At 71.8% G+C, this 15,684-nt stretch carries 15 protein-coding genes; 8 read left to right on the forward strand and 7 right to left on the reverse strand.

All coding sequences use genetic code 11. From position 1 onward, the window contains the following. Positions 1-14: 14 nt before the first annotated feature. Together GE115_RS19220 and GE115_RS07815 are read right to left on the reverse strand one after the other, a co-directional pair. Complete coding sequence (locus GE115_RS19220; protein ID WP_312855002.1) at positions 15-890, reverse strand: CPBP family intramembrane glutamic endopeptidase; 876 nt, start codon at positions 888-890, stop codon at positions 15-17. A gap of 126 nt (positions 891-1,016) precedes the next feature. Then, positions 1,017-2,009, reverse strand: coding sequence for a helix-turn-helix transcriptional regulator (locus tag GE115_RS07815; protein WP_153684201.1), 993 nt, complete (start codon positions 2,007-2,009; stop codon positions 1,017-1,019). 60 nt (positions 2,010-2,069) lie between these two features. Here GE115_RS07815 and GE115_RS07820 point away from each other — a divergent pair, with 60 nt between their 5' ends. The 3 genes from GE115_RS07820 (at position 2,070) to GE115_RS07830 (ending at position 5,177) form a co-directional block, all read left to right on the forward strand. Then, positions 2,070-3,158, forward strand: a complete 1,089-nt coding sequence (locus GE115_RS07820) for an ATP-binding cassette domain-containing protein (protein ID WP_153684202.1) — start codon at positions 2,070-2,072, stop codon at positions 3,156-3,158. A gap of 38 nt (positions 3,159-3,196) precedes the next feature. Continuing rightward, positions 3,197-4,021 carry an ABC transporter permease gene (locus GE115_RS07825; protein WP_153684203.1) on the forward strand — a complete coding sequence of 275 codons (825 nt, stop codon included), beginning with the start codon at positions 3,197-3,199 and terminating at the stop codon, positions 4,019-4,021. 196 nt (positions 4,022-4,217) lie between these two features. After that, positions 4,218-5,177, forward strand: coding sequence for a hypothetical protein (locus tag GE115_RS07830; protein ID WP_153684204.1), 960 nt, complete (start codon positions 4,218-4,220; stop codon positions 5,175-5,177). A gap of 88 nt (positions 5,178-5,265) precedes the next feature. Here GE115_RS07830 and GE115_RS07835 read toward each other — a convergent pair whose 3' ends face one another. Then, a complete protein-coding gene (locus GE115_RS07835; RefSeq protein WP_216648788.1) occupies positions 5,266-7,758 on the reverse strand; it encodes a pectate lyase-like domain-containing protein in 2,493 nt (830 codons plus the stop codon). Positions 7,759-7,961: 203 nt separating this feature from the next. Here GE115_RS07835 and GE115_RS07840 point away from each other — a divergent pair, with 203 nt between their 5' ends. Next, a complete protein-coding gene (locus tag GE115_RS07840; protein ID WP_312855003.1) occupies positions 7,962-9,716 on the forward strand; it encodes a phytoene desaturase family protein in 1,755 nt (584 codons plus the stop codon). A gap of 34 nt (positions 9,717-9,750) precedes the next feature. On the opposite strand, the gene GE115_RS07845 is transcribed toward GE115_RS07840, so the two are convergent. After that, entirely contained in the window at positions 9,751-10,110 is a 360-nt protein-coding gene (locus GE115_RS07845; RefSeq protein WP_153684206.1) for a DoxX family protein, read from the reverse strand. A 121-nt stretch (positions 10,111-10,231) separates the two neighbouring features. On the opposite strand from GE115_RS07845, the gene GE115_RS07850 reads away from it, so the two are divergent. Beyond that, positions 10,232-10,642, forward strand: coding sequence for a winged helix-turn-helix transcriptional regulator (locus tag GE115_RS07850; protein WP_153684207.1), 411 nt, complete (start codon positions 10,232-10,234; stop codon positions 10,640-10,642). 23 nt (positions 10,643-10,665) lie between these two features. Here GE115_RS07850 and GE115_RS07855 read toward each other — a convergent pair whose 3' ends face one another. Beyond that, entirely contained in the window at positions 10,666-11,034 is a 369-nt protein-coding gene (locus tag GE115_RS07855) for a hypothetical protein (protein WP_153684208.1), read from the reverse strand. A 67-nt stretch (positions 11,035-11,101) separates the two neighbouring features. On the opposite strand from GE115_RS07855, the gene GE115_RS07860 reads away from it, so the two are divergent. Together GE115_RS07860 and GE115_RS07865 are read left to right on the forward strand one after the other, a co-directional pair. Continuing rightward, positions 11,102-11,614 (forward strand): SRPBCC domain-containing protein, encoded by a 513-nt coding sequence (locus GE115_RS07860; RefSeq protein ID WP_153684209.1) that lies wholly within the window; start codon positions 11,102-11,104, stop codon positions 11,612-11,614. Positions 11,615-11,669: 55 nt separating this feature from the next. Further along, positions 11,670-12,779, forward strand: coding sequence for an AI-2E family transporter (locus tag GE115_RS07865; RefSeq protein ID WP_172979774.1), 1,110 nt, complete (start codon positions 11,670-11,672; stop codon positions 12,777-12,779). A gap of 37 nt (positions 12,780-12,816) precedes the next feature. On the opposite strand, the gene GE115_RS07870 is transcribed toward GE115_RS07865, so the two are convergent. Beyond that, the gene (locus tag GE115_RS07870; RefSeq protein WP_153684211.1) at positions 12,817-14,295 is read right to left on the reverse strand and encodes a DHA2 family efflux MFS transporter permease subunit; all 1,479 of its coding nucleotides are present in this window, start codon (positions 14,293-14,295) and stop codon (positions 12,817-12,819) included. Positions 14,296-14,398: 103 nt separating this feature from the next. Here GE115_RS07870 and GE115_RS07875 point away from each other — a divergent pair, with 103 nt between their 5' ends. Continuing rightward, complete coding sequence (locus tag GE115_RS07875; RefSeq protein ID WP_153684212.1) at positions 14,399-14,992, forward strand: TetR/AcrR family transcriptional regulator; 594 nt, start codon at positions 14,399-14,401, stop codon at positions 14,990-14,992. Between the two features lie 65 nt (positions 14,993-15,057). Here GE115_RS07875 and GE115_RS07880 read toward each other — a convergent pair whose 3' ends face one another. Beyond that, on the reverse strand, positions 15,058-15,621 hold the full coding sequence (locus GE115_RS07880) for an acyl-CoA thioesterase (RefSeq protein ID WP_153684213.1): 564 nt from the start codon (positions 15,619-15,621) through the stop codon (positions 15,058-15,060). Positions 15,622-15,684 lie beyond the last annotated feature (63 nt).

Here is a 15,684-nt window from a genome sequence, read left to right on the forward strand (position 1 = left end):
GCGTCGGCCGCAGGTCAGGCCGGCACCGTCGCCTCGACGAGCCCATCGCGCTTCGCGCGGCGACGCTCGCTCACGAGGAACACGATGAGCAGGACGATCCCGGTCAGGACGATGAGGTACGTGCTGAACGCGGGCAGGAGCCCGAACACGTTGGTCACCGGGTGCCCGCCGTGCAGGAACAGGGTCGGATCGGTGGTCGCGTGCAGCAGGATCGGCCAGATCAGGTTGCCCGTCACGCGCAACGCGAGGTACATGCAGAGGCCGAAGAAGAAGGTGTAGACGACCTGCTGGAGCGTCGTGGCGAGGCCCTGGTCGCTGGTGAACAGGTTGCCGAGGTGCAGTGCCGCGAAGATGCCGGCCGACGTGAGCCCGACCGCGATCTCGCCGTGACCCGCCTTGCGCATGAGGTTGACGACGAAGCCGCGCGTGAGCACCTCCTCGGCGAACCCGACGAAGAGGCCCGTGAACAGCCACGCCGCGACGAGCCCCGCGCCGGCATCGGCGTAGTCGATGCTCAGGAAGGCCGAGACGTTGATCGCCAGCACGACGCCGACGGCGACCCACATCCACCCGCGCCCGCGGACCGGCTGCGGCCCGAAGAGCTCCTTCAGCCATCCGACCGACGCGGCGAAGACCACGAGGATCACGCTGCCGAGCACGATCGGCAGCGCCGTGCCGATGAGCACATCCATCGCCTCGCCCTCCTCACCGCGGATGCCGCTCCCGGCGGGCCCGAACACCGACCCGACGAGCCAGCTCATGAGCTGGTAGAGCGCGTAGTACGCGGCCGCCAGCAGCAGCGCCCGCCATGCGCCCCCTCGCTCCCAGAAGCGGCTCCACGACGATGATGACGACGACTGTTCGGGCACGGGCACTGCGTGATGGGGCACTGCGACCTCCGGGGGGACTGGCGACGAGACGGAGGCGGGGGCCTCCGACGCAAGAGTACGCGGAAGCGGCGGGCGTGACGATGCCGCCGCGGTCACGATCCGGAGGCGGTCACGAGGCCGCCGCGCTCACGACATGGAGCCCGCGGAGGTCGCCGTCGCCAGCGTCCCGGCCAGGCGATCGAGGTACGCGACGAGCTCGGGCGGGCCGTCGACCCGCCACGTCGCGTCCGCCGGGATCCAGAGCAGGTGCACCGCGAGGTGCTCGACCGACTCGCCCTCGATGCGCCAGGCCGACCGTCGGCCGCCGTCGAGCGGTTCCGCCGTGCGACCGTACGACCCGAACTGCGCGCGGAACTCCTCGTAGGGCAGGTCGACGAGCACGACGGCGCGCAGCAGCCGGTCGCGCCGGCGCACGGATGCCTCGACCCGAGCGACGGCGTCGGCCTCGGTCAACGGCAGCGGCTCGAACCGCACGCGGGTCTGGAACACCTCCGCGATGCGGTCGACCCGGAACGTGCGCCAGTCCTCGCGCTCGCGGTCCCAGGCGAGCAGGTACCAGCGCACATGGATCGGCACGAGCCGATACGGCTCGACGATGCGGGCCGAGGCGGTGCCCGAGGCATCCGTGTAGTGGAAGCGGATGCGCTCGCTGTCGCGGCAGCACAGCGCGAGCAGGCCGAGCAGGTCGGCCTCGACCGCCGCCGACGCCGCGGCGCCGGGCCGGAAGCCCGCGGGCGTCGCGTGCGACTGCAACGCCTCGATGCGCCGGCGCAGCGCGGCCGGCAGCACCTGCTCGACCTTCGCGAGCGCGCTGAGCGTCGTGTGCTCGGCGCCGCGGAGCCCGCTCGTCGCCTGCGAGCGCAGGCCGACGGCGATCGCGACCCCCTCGTCGTCGGTGAGCAGCAGCGGCGGCAGGCCCGTGCCCGCCTCGAGTCGGTAGCCGCCCGCGACGCCGCGGGTCGACTCGATGCCGTACCCGAGCTCGCGCAGGCGCTCGATGTCGCGGCGCAGCGTGCGCTCCGAGACGTCGAGGCGGTCGGTGAGCTCGCGCGCGGTCCAATGGCGATGGCTCTGCAGGAGCGACAGCAGGTCGAGCGTTCGCGAGGTGGTGGCGGCCATGCGTCCATCCTGCTCCTATTCCGGCCGGAAAGTGACCGGATGCCTCGGGAAACTGTGTGCATGACCAGTCAGACGAACTCCGAACGCATCATCCACGCCACCGGCCTGACCAAGACCTTCCGCGCGAAGGGCCACGACGTCGAGGCCGTCCGCGGCGTCGACCTCTCGGTCGGCCGCGGCGAGCTCGTGGCATTCCTCGGCCCCAACGGGGCGGGCAAGTCGACGACGCTGCGCATGCTGACGACCCTGCTGCCGCCGACGTCGGGCGAGGCATCCGTCGCGGGTTCCGACATCCGGCGCGACCCCGCGGGCGTGCGCCGCCGCATCGGCTACGTCGGGCAGGGCAGCTCGGGCGGGCACACCCAGCGCGTGCGCGACGAGCTGCACGCGCAGGGCGCCTTCTACGGCCTCGGCCGGCGCGAGACCCGCGAGCGGGCCGGCGAGCTCGTGGAGACGCTCGAGCTCGCGAGCGTCGCGAACCGTCAGGTGCAGTCGCTCTCCGGCGGCCAGAAGCGTCGCCTCGACATCGCGCTCGGGCTGATCCACCGTCCCGAGCTGCTCTTCCTCGACGAGCCGTCGACCGGGCNCGGCCAGAAGCGTCGCCTCGACATCGCGCTCGGGCTGATCCACCGTCCCGAGCTGCTCTTCCTCGACGAGCCGTCGACCGGGCTCGACCCGCACTCGCGCGCGAACCTGTGGGAGCACATCGTGCGCCTGCGCGCCGAGACCGGCACGACGATCTTCCTCACGACGCACTACCTCGACGAGGCCGACCAGCTCGCCGAGCGCGTGATGGTCATGGACCACGGACAGGTCATCGCCGACGATGCGGCGAGCGCGCTCAAGGCGGCGCACGCGGGCGACCGCGTGACGCTCGCGTTCCGCACGGCGACGGATGCCTCGGCCGCGGCCGCCCGCATCACGGGCCCGGCATTCGGCGAGGTGATCGGCGTCGACATCGCCGGGGCCGAGGTGATCGTCACGGCGACCGGCGGCGACCGCCTCCTCCCCCGCCTCGTGCGCGACCTCGGCGACGCCGGCATCGAGGTGGTCGCGGCCACCCACCGGCAGCCGACCCTCGACGACGTCTTCCTGGCGCTCACCGGCCGGAGCCTGCGCGAAGAGGCCGCCGCCGCGGCCGCAGCGTGACCAACCCCGAACCGAACCGAACCACGAGGAGCACACCCATGAACACCATCAGCCCCGCCACGGCCGCCCCGGCCGCTGCGATCGACCGGCCCGTGGCATCCGCCCGCCCGACCGGATTCGTGCACGACACGCTCACCGTCTTCGCGCGCGAGTCGCGTCCGCTCGTCCGCGACCCGTTCAGCGTGGTCTTCTCGCTCGTGCAGCCGCTCGTCTTCCTCGGGCTGTTCGGGCCACTGCTGGTCGGCGCGGCCGGCGGCGACGTCGCCGGAACGCTCCAGTGGTTCGTGCCCGGCATCCTCGTGATGGTCGCGCTGTTCGGCACCGCGTCGACCGGCTCGAACCTGCTCTACGAGATGCAGACCGGCTCGCACGAGCGCACGCTCGTGGCGCCGCTGTCGCGGAGCGCCCTGCTCATCGGCCGCGCGCTGAAGGAGGTCGTGCCGCTCGTGATCCAGGGCACGATCGTCGTGCTCGTCGCCGTGCCGTTCGGGTTCCGGCTCGACGTGGCCGGGCTCGTCGCAGGCCTGCTCGTGCTCGCGGTGTTCGGCATCGGGTTCGGCGCCCTCAGCTACACGCTCGCGCTCGCCTGCCGCAACCGCGACTGGATGTTCTGGATGGTGCACCAGACGCTGCTGTTCCCGCTGATGATCCTCTCGGGCATGCTGCTGCCGCTCGAGGACGGCCCGGGCTGGATGCAGGTCGCCGCGGCGATCAACCCGCTGAGCTACCTCGTCGGCGCCGAGCGCGCGCTGCTGGCGGGCGACTTCGGTGCTCCGGCCGTGCTCGGCGGGATCCTCGCGGCCGTCGCGACCTGCGCGGTGGGCGTGTTCGCCGGCGTTCGCGCGATGCGCCGCGCGAGCTGAGCCGGGGGCACCCCGCGCCCCTGACGCCCGTGATGTCGCGCGAACCGCTCCTTCGGACCTCGAATGGAGACGGTTCGCGCGACATGGCGTGCCACGGTCCGCTTCGGGCTGCCATACTTGGTCGCCGTGCCGGCGGGTTCGGGCTCGGCCGCTGCACCGCGCCCCCTCCCCCTCCCCCAAGACCGAACGGACCGACATGACCTTCTTCCGCGCGGGCGCCGTCATCGCGCCCTTCCTCGCCGTCGCCCTGCTCGCCGGATGCGCGAGCACCGGCTCGGGCGCCTCGGGATCGACGGGGTTGGCGGGTGAGCTCGCGTTCGTGCCGGCTGGCGACCAGATCCTCTACAGCGATCTCGAGGGGGCTCGCGCCGCGCTGGGCCTCGAGAGCGACGCGCCCGCGGTCGAGGTGCTCACCGAACTCGACGAGGAACTCGGTGTCATCGCACCGCAGTCCTTCGACTGGTGGGAGATCGATCTCGCCGAGGACGTGGAGGGCGCCATCGGCGTCTCCGTGCTGGATGTCGGGCGGTTCGTGGAGTCGCGCGATGCCGAGGGAGCCGACATCCTCGCCTTCGACGCACCCGATGATGCCGCTGCACGGCTGACGAAGGCACTCGGCGACCCGGTCGACGGCCTCTGGGAGCACGGTGAGGTCGACGGCGGCGTGGACCTCTCCGCCGAGGGCGGACGAGCCGCGATCTACTCGCAGCGGATCGCCGAGATCGACGGGCGCCTGGTGATCGCCGGCCGGAGCGAGACGATCGGGCAGATCCGCGACGGGGAGTCCGCGGCGAACGACGAGCGCGCCGTGGCGGCCGCTGCGGCACTCGACGGGCGCGGTGTCCTCTCGGCGATGCTCTTCGAGCCGCGCAACGAGGTGCTGCCCGGAGCGACCTACGTGGGCGGTGGCGTCTCCCACGGGGACGACGGCGTGAGCGTGCACTTCGTCGCCGTCGCCCAGGGTGACGCCGAGGCGCTCGCCGACGCCATGCGCGAGCTGTTCGAGTCCGGGACGACCTTCCGCGGAACCCCGTTCGCCGACCTCGTGTCGGTCGACGAGGTGACCGTCTCGGGCGACGTCGTGGTCGTCGACGCCCGACCGACCGCCGCCGCGAACGTCTGGTCGCAGATGCTCCTGCAGGGCGAGCTGGGCTGACGCGGCGGCCGCGCGCAGCGCGCACGCGGCACGAACGCGACGAGAGGGCGGGCGGATGCGACATCCGCCCGCCCTTCGTGTTCCCTGCTTACTTGCAGCTGCGGGCGTCGTACGCCGGGCGGTACGTGGAGTACTTGCCCTGCCCGTCACTCCAGGTGTAGCCCGCCACGGTGGCGGTGCCGGCGTCGACCCGCTTGCCGGCCTTCCAGAGGTAGGTCACGGTCTCGCCGGGCGCGACCTTCGTGAACTTCACGGTGCCCTCGCTGCTCGTGAGCCGGATGTCGGCGGCGAGCGCCGCCCGGTTCGTCGCCGAGACGACCACGTACGCCCTGCCGTCGAGGCACTGCGTGTGGGCGGCGGCGTCGAGCGGCACGTCGGGCACGACGACGATCGCGATCGTTCCGGTCCAGGATGCCTCGGCCGAGACGTTGCCCGCGGCATCCGTGGCCCGGACGAGCACGGTGTGCGTGCCGTCGCCGAGCTCGATGGGCGCGGTGACGGCCTGCCAGCCGGCGCCGTCGACGTTCGCCTCGAGCGTCGGCGGCGGCGTGAAGTCGTCGGCGCCGGTGATCGTGAGCGTGACCGCGCCCGCGTACGTGCCGTCGGCACCGGGTGCGGCCGGGTTCGACGCGATCGCGACCGTCGGCGCCGTGGTGTCGGCCGGCGGGTAGCTCACGAGCTGCGGCGACGCGAACGAGCCCACAGCGGGCGCGCCGGCGTCGTTGATGATCCTGTTGATGCCGCCCGTGCCGTTGAGGAACACGCTCGTCATCGACTCGAACCGGACGCCTGCCGACTTCGGCGCCTGGATGCCGCTCTCGACGCGGATGTCCTGGCCGCCGTTGATCGTCTGGTCGAAGAACGAATAGACGCCGAGGCCCTGCGCGAGGTGCGAGGCGACCTGGTCACCGACCCGGTACGACGCGAACCCGAGCCGGTCGCCGTCCATGTAGGCGGCCTGGGTCGGCGGGTCGTACGGGATCTCGCTCTGGTAGAAGATCGTGCGTCCGCGCTCGCCGTTCCAGATGACCTGGTTCTCCTGGTAGTGCTCGACGAACAGGCCGAGCGCGGTGACGTCGTCGCCGTTCACGATCACGCCGTGGTCGCCCGTGTTCGAGTCCCACGCTACGCCCGCGCCGTGGTCGGCGCGCCAGGCCCAGATGTGGTCGAGCAGCACATGCGGGCTGTTGACCTCGATCGACGTGGTCGCCTTGCCGGCCCACGGTCCGCCCACTCGGATGAACACGTCGGTGAGGGTGGTCGGGTCGGCCGCGTCGGCGACGGATGCCCCGTCGGGCCCGACCCGCACGAGCACGTCCGAGTTCTCGAGGCCCGCGTCGACGGTGAGCCCCGCGATCTTGACGCCCGAGACGTCGCCGACCTCGATGGCCGCGGTGCCGGCGTCGGGCACGAGCGACGCGTAGCCGAGGCCGAGCACGACGGTTCCCGCACGATCGACGGCCAGCGGCTCGTCGAGGTGGTAGACGCCGGGCGTGACGAGCAGGTGCTTGCCGCCCGCGAGCGCGGCGTTGAGTTCGGCGGCCGTGTCGCCCTCCTTGGCGATGAAGAAGTCGCCGATCGCGATCGAGTCGCCGGCCGAGGCATCCGTCGACCAGTCGTGGCCGCTCGTGTCGGCCTTGGCCTTGGGCACGAAGACGCGGTACTCGTCGCCGTCGAGGTAGAGGAAGGGCGACTCGCGGTTGATCGGCGTCTGCGCGATCACCGTCTTGTTGCCGGTGGTGCCGTCGGGCTTGGGCCCGAAGTCGTGCGCGGGGGCGCCGTCGACGCCCGAGAACACCATGTTCCACACGCCGCCGTCCCAGGTGCCGACGGTCGAGTTGCGCGTGAACCACTGCTGCTGCGAGCCGGTGATGATGCGGCCGTCGACGTTCGAGTTGGCGAGGTAGCCGCCCGACGCGTACTCGCCGACGCGGCCGAACAGGGTCAGGTCGCCCTCGATGTCCACCCGGCGCAGCGGCGCTGCCTGGGAGACCGCGAACCGCATCATGTGCGGCTCGGTGACGCCGCTCGGGAACGGTCGGTCGGCGTCGATGCCGACCGGGCGCTGGATGGGGTTGATCGACACGTTCGAGAGCGAACGCCAGAAGCGCGTGAGCGAGCCGGGCTGCTGGCAGTCCCACGGGTTGGGCTCGCACTGGCGCACCGGCTCGACGTGGATCGCACCGTTGATGCGCACGTCCTCGGGCGAGGCGCCGAGGCCCGCGACGGCCTGGTAGTAGCCGAGTTCGGAGTTGACGATGCCCGTCGCGTTCAGCGGGTCGTCTTCGCCGGCGGCGCTGCCGTAGGTGCCCGGCGCGAAGAAGAACTGGTGCCGGTTCTGGCTGAACTCGGCCTCCTGCGAGGCCCCCATGAGCGCGGCGTTGATGTCGTCGACCGACCACGACTCGTCGAAGATCGTGACGTTGGGGCCGAAGTCCGGCTCGCCGGCGGCGAGGGCGGGCGTCGCGATGATGGCGGTGCCTCCGATGGCGAGGGCGGCGATGGCCGCGGCTCCGGCGCCGAGGCGGTGCCGGTGGCGAGAGCGGCGGGGCGGATGCTCCGCCATGGTGCGTTGCGTCACGGGTTCTCCTTTGAACGTGCCGGGCGGATGCTCCCCGCCGCGGACTGGCCGATCGTTGCGAGTGGTGCACGCCCGACGCCGCCTTCGGCGTGGTCGCGGCGCCAGCCTAGCGGATACTTACTTACTTGTCAGTAACACATTTCCCGGGACCGAGCGTTGCTTGCCCGCGGCCACGTGCGCAGCCGGCCGATCGCTACGCTCGAGTGATGCGCCAAGACATCGAGCACGACGTCGTGATCGTCGGCGGGGGCCACAACGGACTCACCGCCGCCGCCTACCTGGCCCGCGCGGGCCTCGACGTGCTGGTGCTCGAGCGCAGCGACCATCTCGGCGGCGCGGCGGTGTCGGCCGAGGCGTTCGAGGGCGTCGACGCGCGGCTCAGCCGCTACTCGTACCTCGTGAGCCTGCTCCCCCGGCGCATCATCGACGACCTCGGACTCGAGCTGGAGCTCGTGCGGCGCCGCTTCTCGTCGTACACGCCCGACCCGGCCGACCCGTCGCGTGGCCTGCTGATCGACCGCGAGGCGGGTGGCGAGGCATCCGTCGCCGCGTTCGACCGCGTGGGGGCCGCGATCGACGCCGACGCGTTCGACGCGCTGTACGCCGACACCGCCCGGCTGGCCGAAGCGCTCTTCCCGACCCTGACCGAGCCGCTGCCGACCCGCGAAGAGGCGCGCGCGCTCGTCGCCGACGACCGCGTGTGGCGCGAGTTCGTCGAGCAGCCGCTCGGCGAGGTCATCGACGCGCGGTTCTCGAGCGACCTCGTGCGCGGCGTCGTCGCGACCGACGCCCTGATCGGCACGTTCACGAGCCTCGGCGACGCCTCGCTCGACGCGAACCGCTGCTTCCTGTACCACGTCATCGGCGGCGGTACGGGCGATTGGGACATCCCGGTCGGCGGCATGGGCGCCGTCAGCGGCGAGCTCGCGCGCGCGGCCCGCGAGGCGGGCGCGACGCTCGTCACGGGCGCCGAGGTCACCGCGATCGGCCCGGCGGGCGGGCGCGGCGAGGTGCGCTGGTCATCGGTCGACGGCGAGCGGATGTCCCGCGCCCGCGTCGTGCTCGCGAACGTCGCGCCGGCCGTGCTCGAGGAGCTCGTCGAGGCGGGCAGCCGGCTCGCGAACGCCGAAGCCGGTCCCGGCGTCGGCGTCGGCGTCGGCGTCGGCGTCGGCGTCGGCCCCAGTGCCGGCGTCGCGGCATCCGTCGCGCCGCGCGACCAGCGCCCGTTCTCCGACGATCGGGTCGCGGGCATCCCGCCCGTCGTGCGCGAGCGGCTTCGCCGGCTCGCCGCACCCGAGGGCGCGCAGGTCAAGGTGAATCTGCTGCTCACCCGGCTGCCGCGGCTGCGCGACCCAGAGGTCGCGCCCGAGCACGCGTTCGCCGGGACGTTCCACATCAACGAGCTCGCGACGCAGCTCGAGCAGGCGCACGCCGCGGCATCAGCCGGTCGCGTGCCCGACCCGCTGCCATGCGAGATCTACTGCCACACGCTGAGCGACCGGTCGATCCTCGGCCCCGAGCTGCGCGAGACGAGCGCGCAGACCCTCACCGTGTTCGGCCTGCACGTGCCGCATCGACTGCTCGAGCGGTTCCGCAACGACGACCTGCGCGACGAGCTCGAGCGGGCCGTGCTCGCCTCGCTCGACTCGGTGCTCGGCGAGCCCATCCACGACGTCATCGCGACCGATGCGTCCGGGCGACCGTGCATCGAGGTGAAGACGACGCTCGACCTCGAGGAGGCCCTGCGCATGCCGGGCGGCAACATCTTCCACGGGCCGCTGTCGTGGCCCTGGGCGGAGCCGGGTGCGGCGCTGGCGACCCCGGCCGAGCGGTGGGGTGTGGCGACGCGGCATCCTGGCGTGCTGCTGTGCGGGTCGGGCGCCGTGCGCGGCGGCGCCGTCAGCGGCATCGGCGGGCACAACGCCGCGATGGCCGTGCTCGAGGCGCTCGGCGAGTAAGCCGGCCGGGGGCGTCGGGGTGCGCCGTCAGGCGTCAGCCGAAGACGACCCAGCCGATGCCGACCACGAGGGCGAGCACGCCGAGGACGATCGAGGGCGCGGCGGTCTCCTTGCGCTTGACGTGCAGCGCGGTGCCGACGGCCATGGTGAGGGCGAGCGCGAAGGCGGCGACCGGGGTGAGCCAGGGCAGGATGCCCGTCGCGGCCGGGAGGATCAGGCCGAGGGCGCCGAGACCCTCGAGGATGCCGACGGTGCGGGCCTGCCCGTCGGAGAGGTCCTCCATGTACCCCATCTTCGGCACGAGCTTCTCGCGAGGGGTCGTCGACTTCACGACGCCGGCGGCGAGGAACACGAGCGCGAGCAGGCCGGTCAGGATCCAGAGGGCGATGAGCATTCGGGTACTCCAAGTACGTAGGTTACGATCAGTGCGTGACGCACGGTCGTCGATCGTAGACGACGACCACCCCGCACTTCACCGTGCGTCACGCACCTCGAGGTGCGTAACGGAGGACCGGATGACCATCGCCACGCCCACCACGTTCGCCGACCTGCCCGGCGGTGTGTGCACGACCGCGAACCCCGACAGCAGGGTCATCCGCGAGGTGCTCGCGCGCGTCGGCGACAAGTGGAGCCTGCTGATCATCGGCGCGCTGCACGATGGGCCGCTCCGGTTCACCGAACTGCAGAAGCGCATCGACGGCATCTCGCACCGCATGCTCACCCAGACCCTGCGCGGCCTCGAGCGCGACGGCCTCGTCTCGCGCACCGCATACGCCGAGATCCCACCGCGAGTCGAGTACGCCGCGACCGAGCTCGGCCGCTCCCTCTCCGAGCCGGTGCTCGCGCTCGTGCAGTGGGCCGGCGCGCACGGCGACCGGATCGCGGCCGCGCGCGACGAATTCGACCACCGCCCGGCGGCCGAGTAGCGCACGCACCGGCGGTCGAGTAGCTAGAAGACGAAGAGCTGGCCGAGCACCACGATCGCGATCACGAACAGCGCGACGATCGCGCCGACCGTGATCAGCGCCTTCGCCGAGAGCTTCGCGACACCGAACCCGACGAGGAACGGCAGCGCCGCGAGCAGCAGCGTCACGAGCCACCAGAAGAACTGGTAGCCGCCCGAACCGACCTCCTCGAGCCGGCCGGCGAACAGCTGCTGCGAGTGCGGGTGCGTCGCGAACGCGAACGCCGCCGACAGCGGCACCGCGATGAGCGCGGCGACGATCACGCCGGCCAGCGCTCCCCAGAGTCCCGACTTGCCCTCGCTGATGTCGAGGGCCTCCTCGCGCTGCGTTCCGTACCCACCCTTGGAAGTCATGGCACGACTCTAGCCGTTCGTCCGGGCTCGGATTAGCCTGAGATCCAGAGCGACAGGGGGGTCGACGATGAACGCGAAACCGACCGGGCACTTCGAGCGCAAGGCCGACGGCCTCTACCTCCAGTTCGATCGTCTGTTCCATGCGCCGATCGAAGACGTCTGGTTCAGCATCACGAACCCGACGGCGCTGGAATCCTGGATCGGCACGTACACCGGTCGCCCCGCGACGGGCGGCATCCGGTTCCGCATGACCGCGGAGGGCGAGGATGCCCCGTGGGAGAACGTCTCGGTGCTCGAGTGCGAGCCCCCGCACGGGTTCCGACTCGACGTCGGCAAGGAGCCCGAAGCGTGGCGCCTGCACGCGCACCTCCGGGAGGGCAGCGGCCTGACCACGCTCACGTTCGCGCAGCGGATCGGCGACCCCGCGAGCGCCGCCGACATCGGGCCCGGGTGGGACTACTACCTCGACCGGCTCGCCGCCGCGCGCAGCGGCATGGCGATGCCCGCGTGGGACGACTACCACCCGGCGTTCTCCCGCCACTACCGCGAGCTGATCATCCCCGACGCCGCACGCGCGTGACGCGCGGGCGGAGCGCCTCGCGGAGGCATCCGACCGCGACCCTAGACTGACGCGCGTGAACACCGCCGATCGCCTGCGCCGCCGCTCGCGCGCCGAAGAAGCCGACCCCGCCGCGTCGGGCTCGCTCTTCGCGAGCCGACCGTTCCGCTGGGGCTTCATCGTGACGCTCGGCGTGCTGCTCGCGCTGCTGCTGGCCGTCGCCCTCGTGAACCTGCAGTCGGTGGTGCTGTCGGTGTTCATCGCCGCGTTCGTGGCCCTGGGGCTCGATCCGCTGATCCGGTGGTTCCAGCGGCGCGGGATGTCGCGGGGACTTGCGATCGTCGTCGTGATCCTCCTGTTCGTCGCCGTGGTCGTCGGCATCATCTGGATCGTCCTCCCGCCCGTGATCGCGCAGGCCACCGCACTCGTGCGATCCATCCCGAACATGGTGGACCGGGTCCAGGACTCCGGCTGGTTCGACGACGCGAACCTGGCGACGAACGGACTGCTCGGCAACCTCGTCACCGGCCTCGAGGACCTCCTCACCGACCCGAACCTGTGGGCGACCGTCGGCGGCGGGGCGCTCGCGTTCGGGGCATCCGTCATCAGCGCCGTCTCGACGGGATTCTTCGTCGTGGTGCTCTCGATCTACTTCATCGCGACGCTCGATGCGACCAAGCGCGCGTGCTACTCGCTCGTGAAGGCGTCGCACCGCGTGCGGGTGCAGGGCTACGCCGAGCGGATCATGGAATCCGTCGGCAAGTACCTCTCGGGCATGGTGGTGCTGGCGTTCATGAACGCGGTCTACTCGACCATCCTGCTCGCGGCCGTGGGCGTGCCGTTCGCCCTCGTGCTCGGTGTCGTCGCGCTCTTCGTGACGCTCATCCCGCTCATCGGAACCGTGCTCACGACCATCCTCATGACGATCGTGACCCTCTTCGTCGGGCCGACCCAGGCGCTGATCGTGCTCGTGCTGATGCTGGTCTACATGCAGGTCGAGGCGTACATCCTGACGCCGAAGGTCATGGGCAAGGCCGTGCAGGTGCCCGGCACGATCGTGCTCATCTCGGCGCTCGCCGGCGGCACGCTGCTCGGCCTACTCGGGGCGCTCGTCGCGATCCCGATCTCGGCGGGCATCCTGCTGATCATCCGCGAGATCGTCATCCCGCGGCAGCAGCGCCTCTGACGGGTTCCGCCGGGCGCCGCCGCCGCGGGTGCGCCGGTCATGCGACGGGCGTCGGCTCGCGATCGACGGGGCGACCGGATGCCTCGCCGCCTGCCCCGCCCGCCGACGCCGTGGCATCCGCAGCCGGCGACGTCGCGGCCGTCGCCCGCCCCGCGGGCAGGAACAGCGCGCCGACCAGCGCGACCGCGAGCGCCGCGGCGCCGGCGAGCACGGCCGGCACGGCCGCGTCGACGTAGCCCGTGGGCGTCAGTTCCCCGCCGGCACCGGTGAACACCGCGGTCAGCGCGGCGATGCCGAGCGCCACGCCGACCTCGCGCAGCGTGGAGTTCGTGGCCGACGCCTTCGCGTGGTCGTCCTCGCCCATGTTCGCGAGCACCGCCGTCGACATGGGCGCGAACACGAGGCCCATGCCGACGCCCGCGAGCAGGAACGGGGCGACGAGCACCGAGTACGCGACCTCCGGGCTCATCGTGGCGGCGATCCAGACCAGCGCGACCGTCTGCAGCGCCAGGCCCGCGACGATCAGGGTGCGGGTGCCGACCCGCGGGGCGACGAACCCGGCGAGCGGTGCGACGACCATGGGCGCGAGGGTCCACGGCATCGTCTGCACGCCCGCCTCGAGCGCCGAGGCGCCCTGCACGACCTGGAGGAACTGGATGAGCAGGAACACCGCGCCGAACATGCCGAAGCTGAACGCGAAGCCGACAACGTTCGCCGCTGAGAAGCTCCGGTCGCGGAACAGGCGCAGCGGCAGCAGCGGCGCGCTCGCCCGGCGCTCCCACAGCAGGAACGCGGCCAGCAGCGCCGTGCCGACCGCGAGCGAGCCGACGACCTCGAGGCTGTCCCAGCCCGCGTCGTTGCCCCGCACGATGCCGAAGACGATGCCGAGCACGCCGAGGCCTGCGAGCGCGACGCCGGGCAGGTCGATGCGCAGGCGCGCGCCGAGCGTGTTCGGCAACGCGAGGACGGCGAGCGGGATCGCGACGATGCCGATCGGCACGTTCAGCCAGAAGATCGCCTGCCAGTTCCAGCCCTCGACGACCGCGCCGCCGATCAGCGGGCCGAGCGCGACGCCGAGGCCTGCGACGCCGCCCCAGATGCCGATCGCGGCGGGCCGCAGGCGCGGCGGCACAGCCCCGGCGAGCAGCGTCAGCGAGAGCGGCATGATGCCGGCGGCCCCGACACCCTGCACCGCGCGGCTCGCGATGACCATCCACGACTCGGTGCTCAGCGCGACGAGCGCGCTCGCGGCGGTGAAGACGAGGATGCCGGCGAGGAACACCGTGCGGCGGCCGATGCGGTCGCCGAGCGCCGCCGCGGCCAGGATGAACGTCGCGAACGCGAGCGTGAACGCGTTGACGTACCACTGCAACTCCTCGATGGATGCCCCGAGGTCGGCCCGCATGGCCGGCAGCGCGTTCGTGATGACGAGGTTGTCGAGCGTCGCCATGAACATCGGCAACGAGGCCGCGACAACGGCCAGCCACACCGGGATCCGGCGCTGGGAGGTGGTCATGGTGCTGCTCCTTCGGAGTCGGGGGTGGGCATACGGCGTATGTGGTAATCGACTGATTACTTGACGCAGGCCACTGTAGTAATCGACTGATAACCTGTCAACCATGGAGCAGAAACCCGATCGCATCTCCGCACCGGCGCGGCGCGAGCAGATCCTCGAGGCCGCCGCGCGCGTGTTCGGCGAGCTCGGCTACGCCGGCGCCACGACCGACAAGGTCGCGCGGGCTGCCGGCATCAGCCAGCCCTACGTCGTGCGCCTGTTCGGCACGAAGGACCAACTGTTCGTCGAGGTGCTCGAGCGCACGGGCGAACGCGTGCTCCGGGCTTTCGACGAGGCCATTGAGGCCTCCGACGACGCCGCGACCGTGCAGGCGCGGGTCGGCGCCGCGTACGTCGAGCTCGTCCAGACCGACCGCGGCGTGCTGCTCTCGCTCATGCAGGGGTTCATCCTCGGCCACGACCCGCATATCGGGCCGGTCGCCCGTCGCGGTTTCATGCGCATCTACGACCGGCTGCGCACCGTCATGGAACCCGAAGAGGCCATGCGCTTCATCGCGCAGGGCATGCTCATCAACACCCTCATCGCATCGGGACTCATGGCCGAGTTCCAGCAGGGGCAGAACGTCCACGAGCTCCTCGCGTGCGCCTTCGGCGACAAGCTCGGGCTCGTGCTCGACGGCATGGCCGCCGACCGCTGACCGGCCCGGTCACACCCGGCGATCGAGTCACGCGGGACGAAGGAGCCCGCGCATCGACACCCCGGTCACCAGACCGACGGCGCCTCGGCACGCGTCGGCGGCAGCGCGACATCCTGCCCCCATCGCTCGATCCAGTCGGGCAGGACGTCGTCGGAGGGCACCGCGCCGAACGCCTCGGCGACCTCGGCCATCGGCACCGTACCGCCCGCCTTGCGCAGGAACCGCGCGCGGATGAACCCCTGCGCGTAGATCTCGGGCCGCCCGTCGGTGCCCGGGCGCACGAAGCGCTGCTCCATGTAGACCGCCTTGTCGTCGAAGCCCAGCACACGCGACTCGATCGTGAAGCGCTGCCAGAGGCTCAGCGACTTGCGGAACGTGATCGTCTCGCTCGCGACCACCGGATACCAGTCCCGCGCGCGCATCGTCGCGAAGATGCCCGACCGCACGAGCGCGTCGAACCGCGCGACATCCATGATCGAGAAGTACACGCCGTTGTTCATGTGGCGGTTGATGTCGAGATCGGTCGGCAGGGTGATGAACCGCGTGCGCGCGACGTCGTAGATGCCGAGGTCGGGCTTGCGACGCGACAGGAAGAGGATGTGCAGCAGCGTGCGGAACAACATGTGCATGGATCCGAGCGTATGCCGCCGCCGCGCCCGGGCGCGGGTCGGTTGGCCGGTCGCGACATCCGC

Origin of the sequence: Agromyces agglutinans, from assembly GCF_009647605.1 — a bacterium.
GTDB classification, from domain to species: domain Bacteria; phylum Actinomycetota; class Actinomycetes; order Actinomycetales; family Microbacteriaceae; genus Agromyces; species Agromyces agglutinans.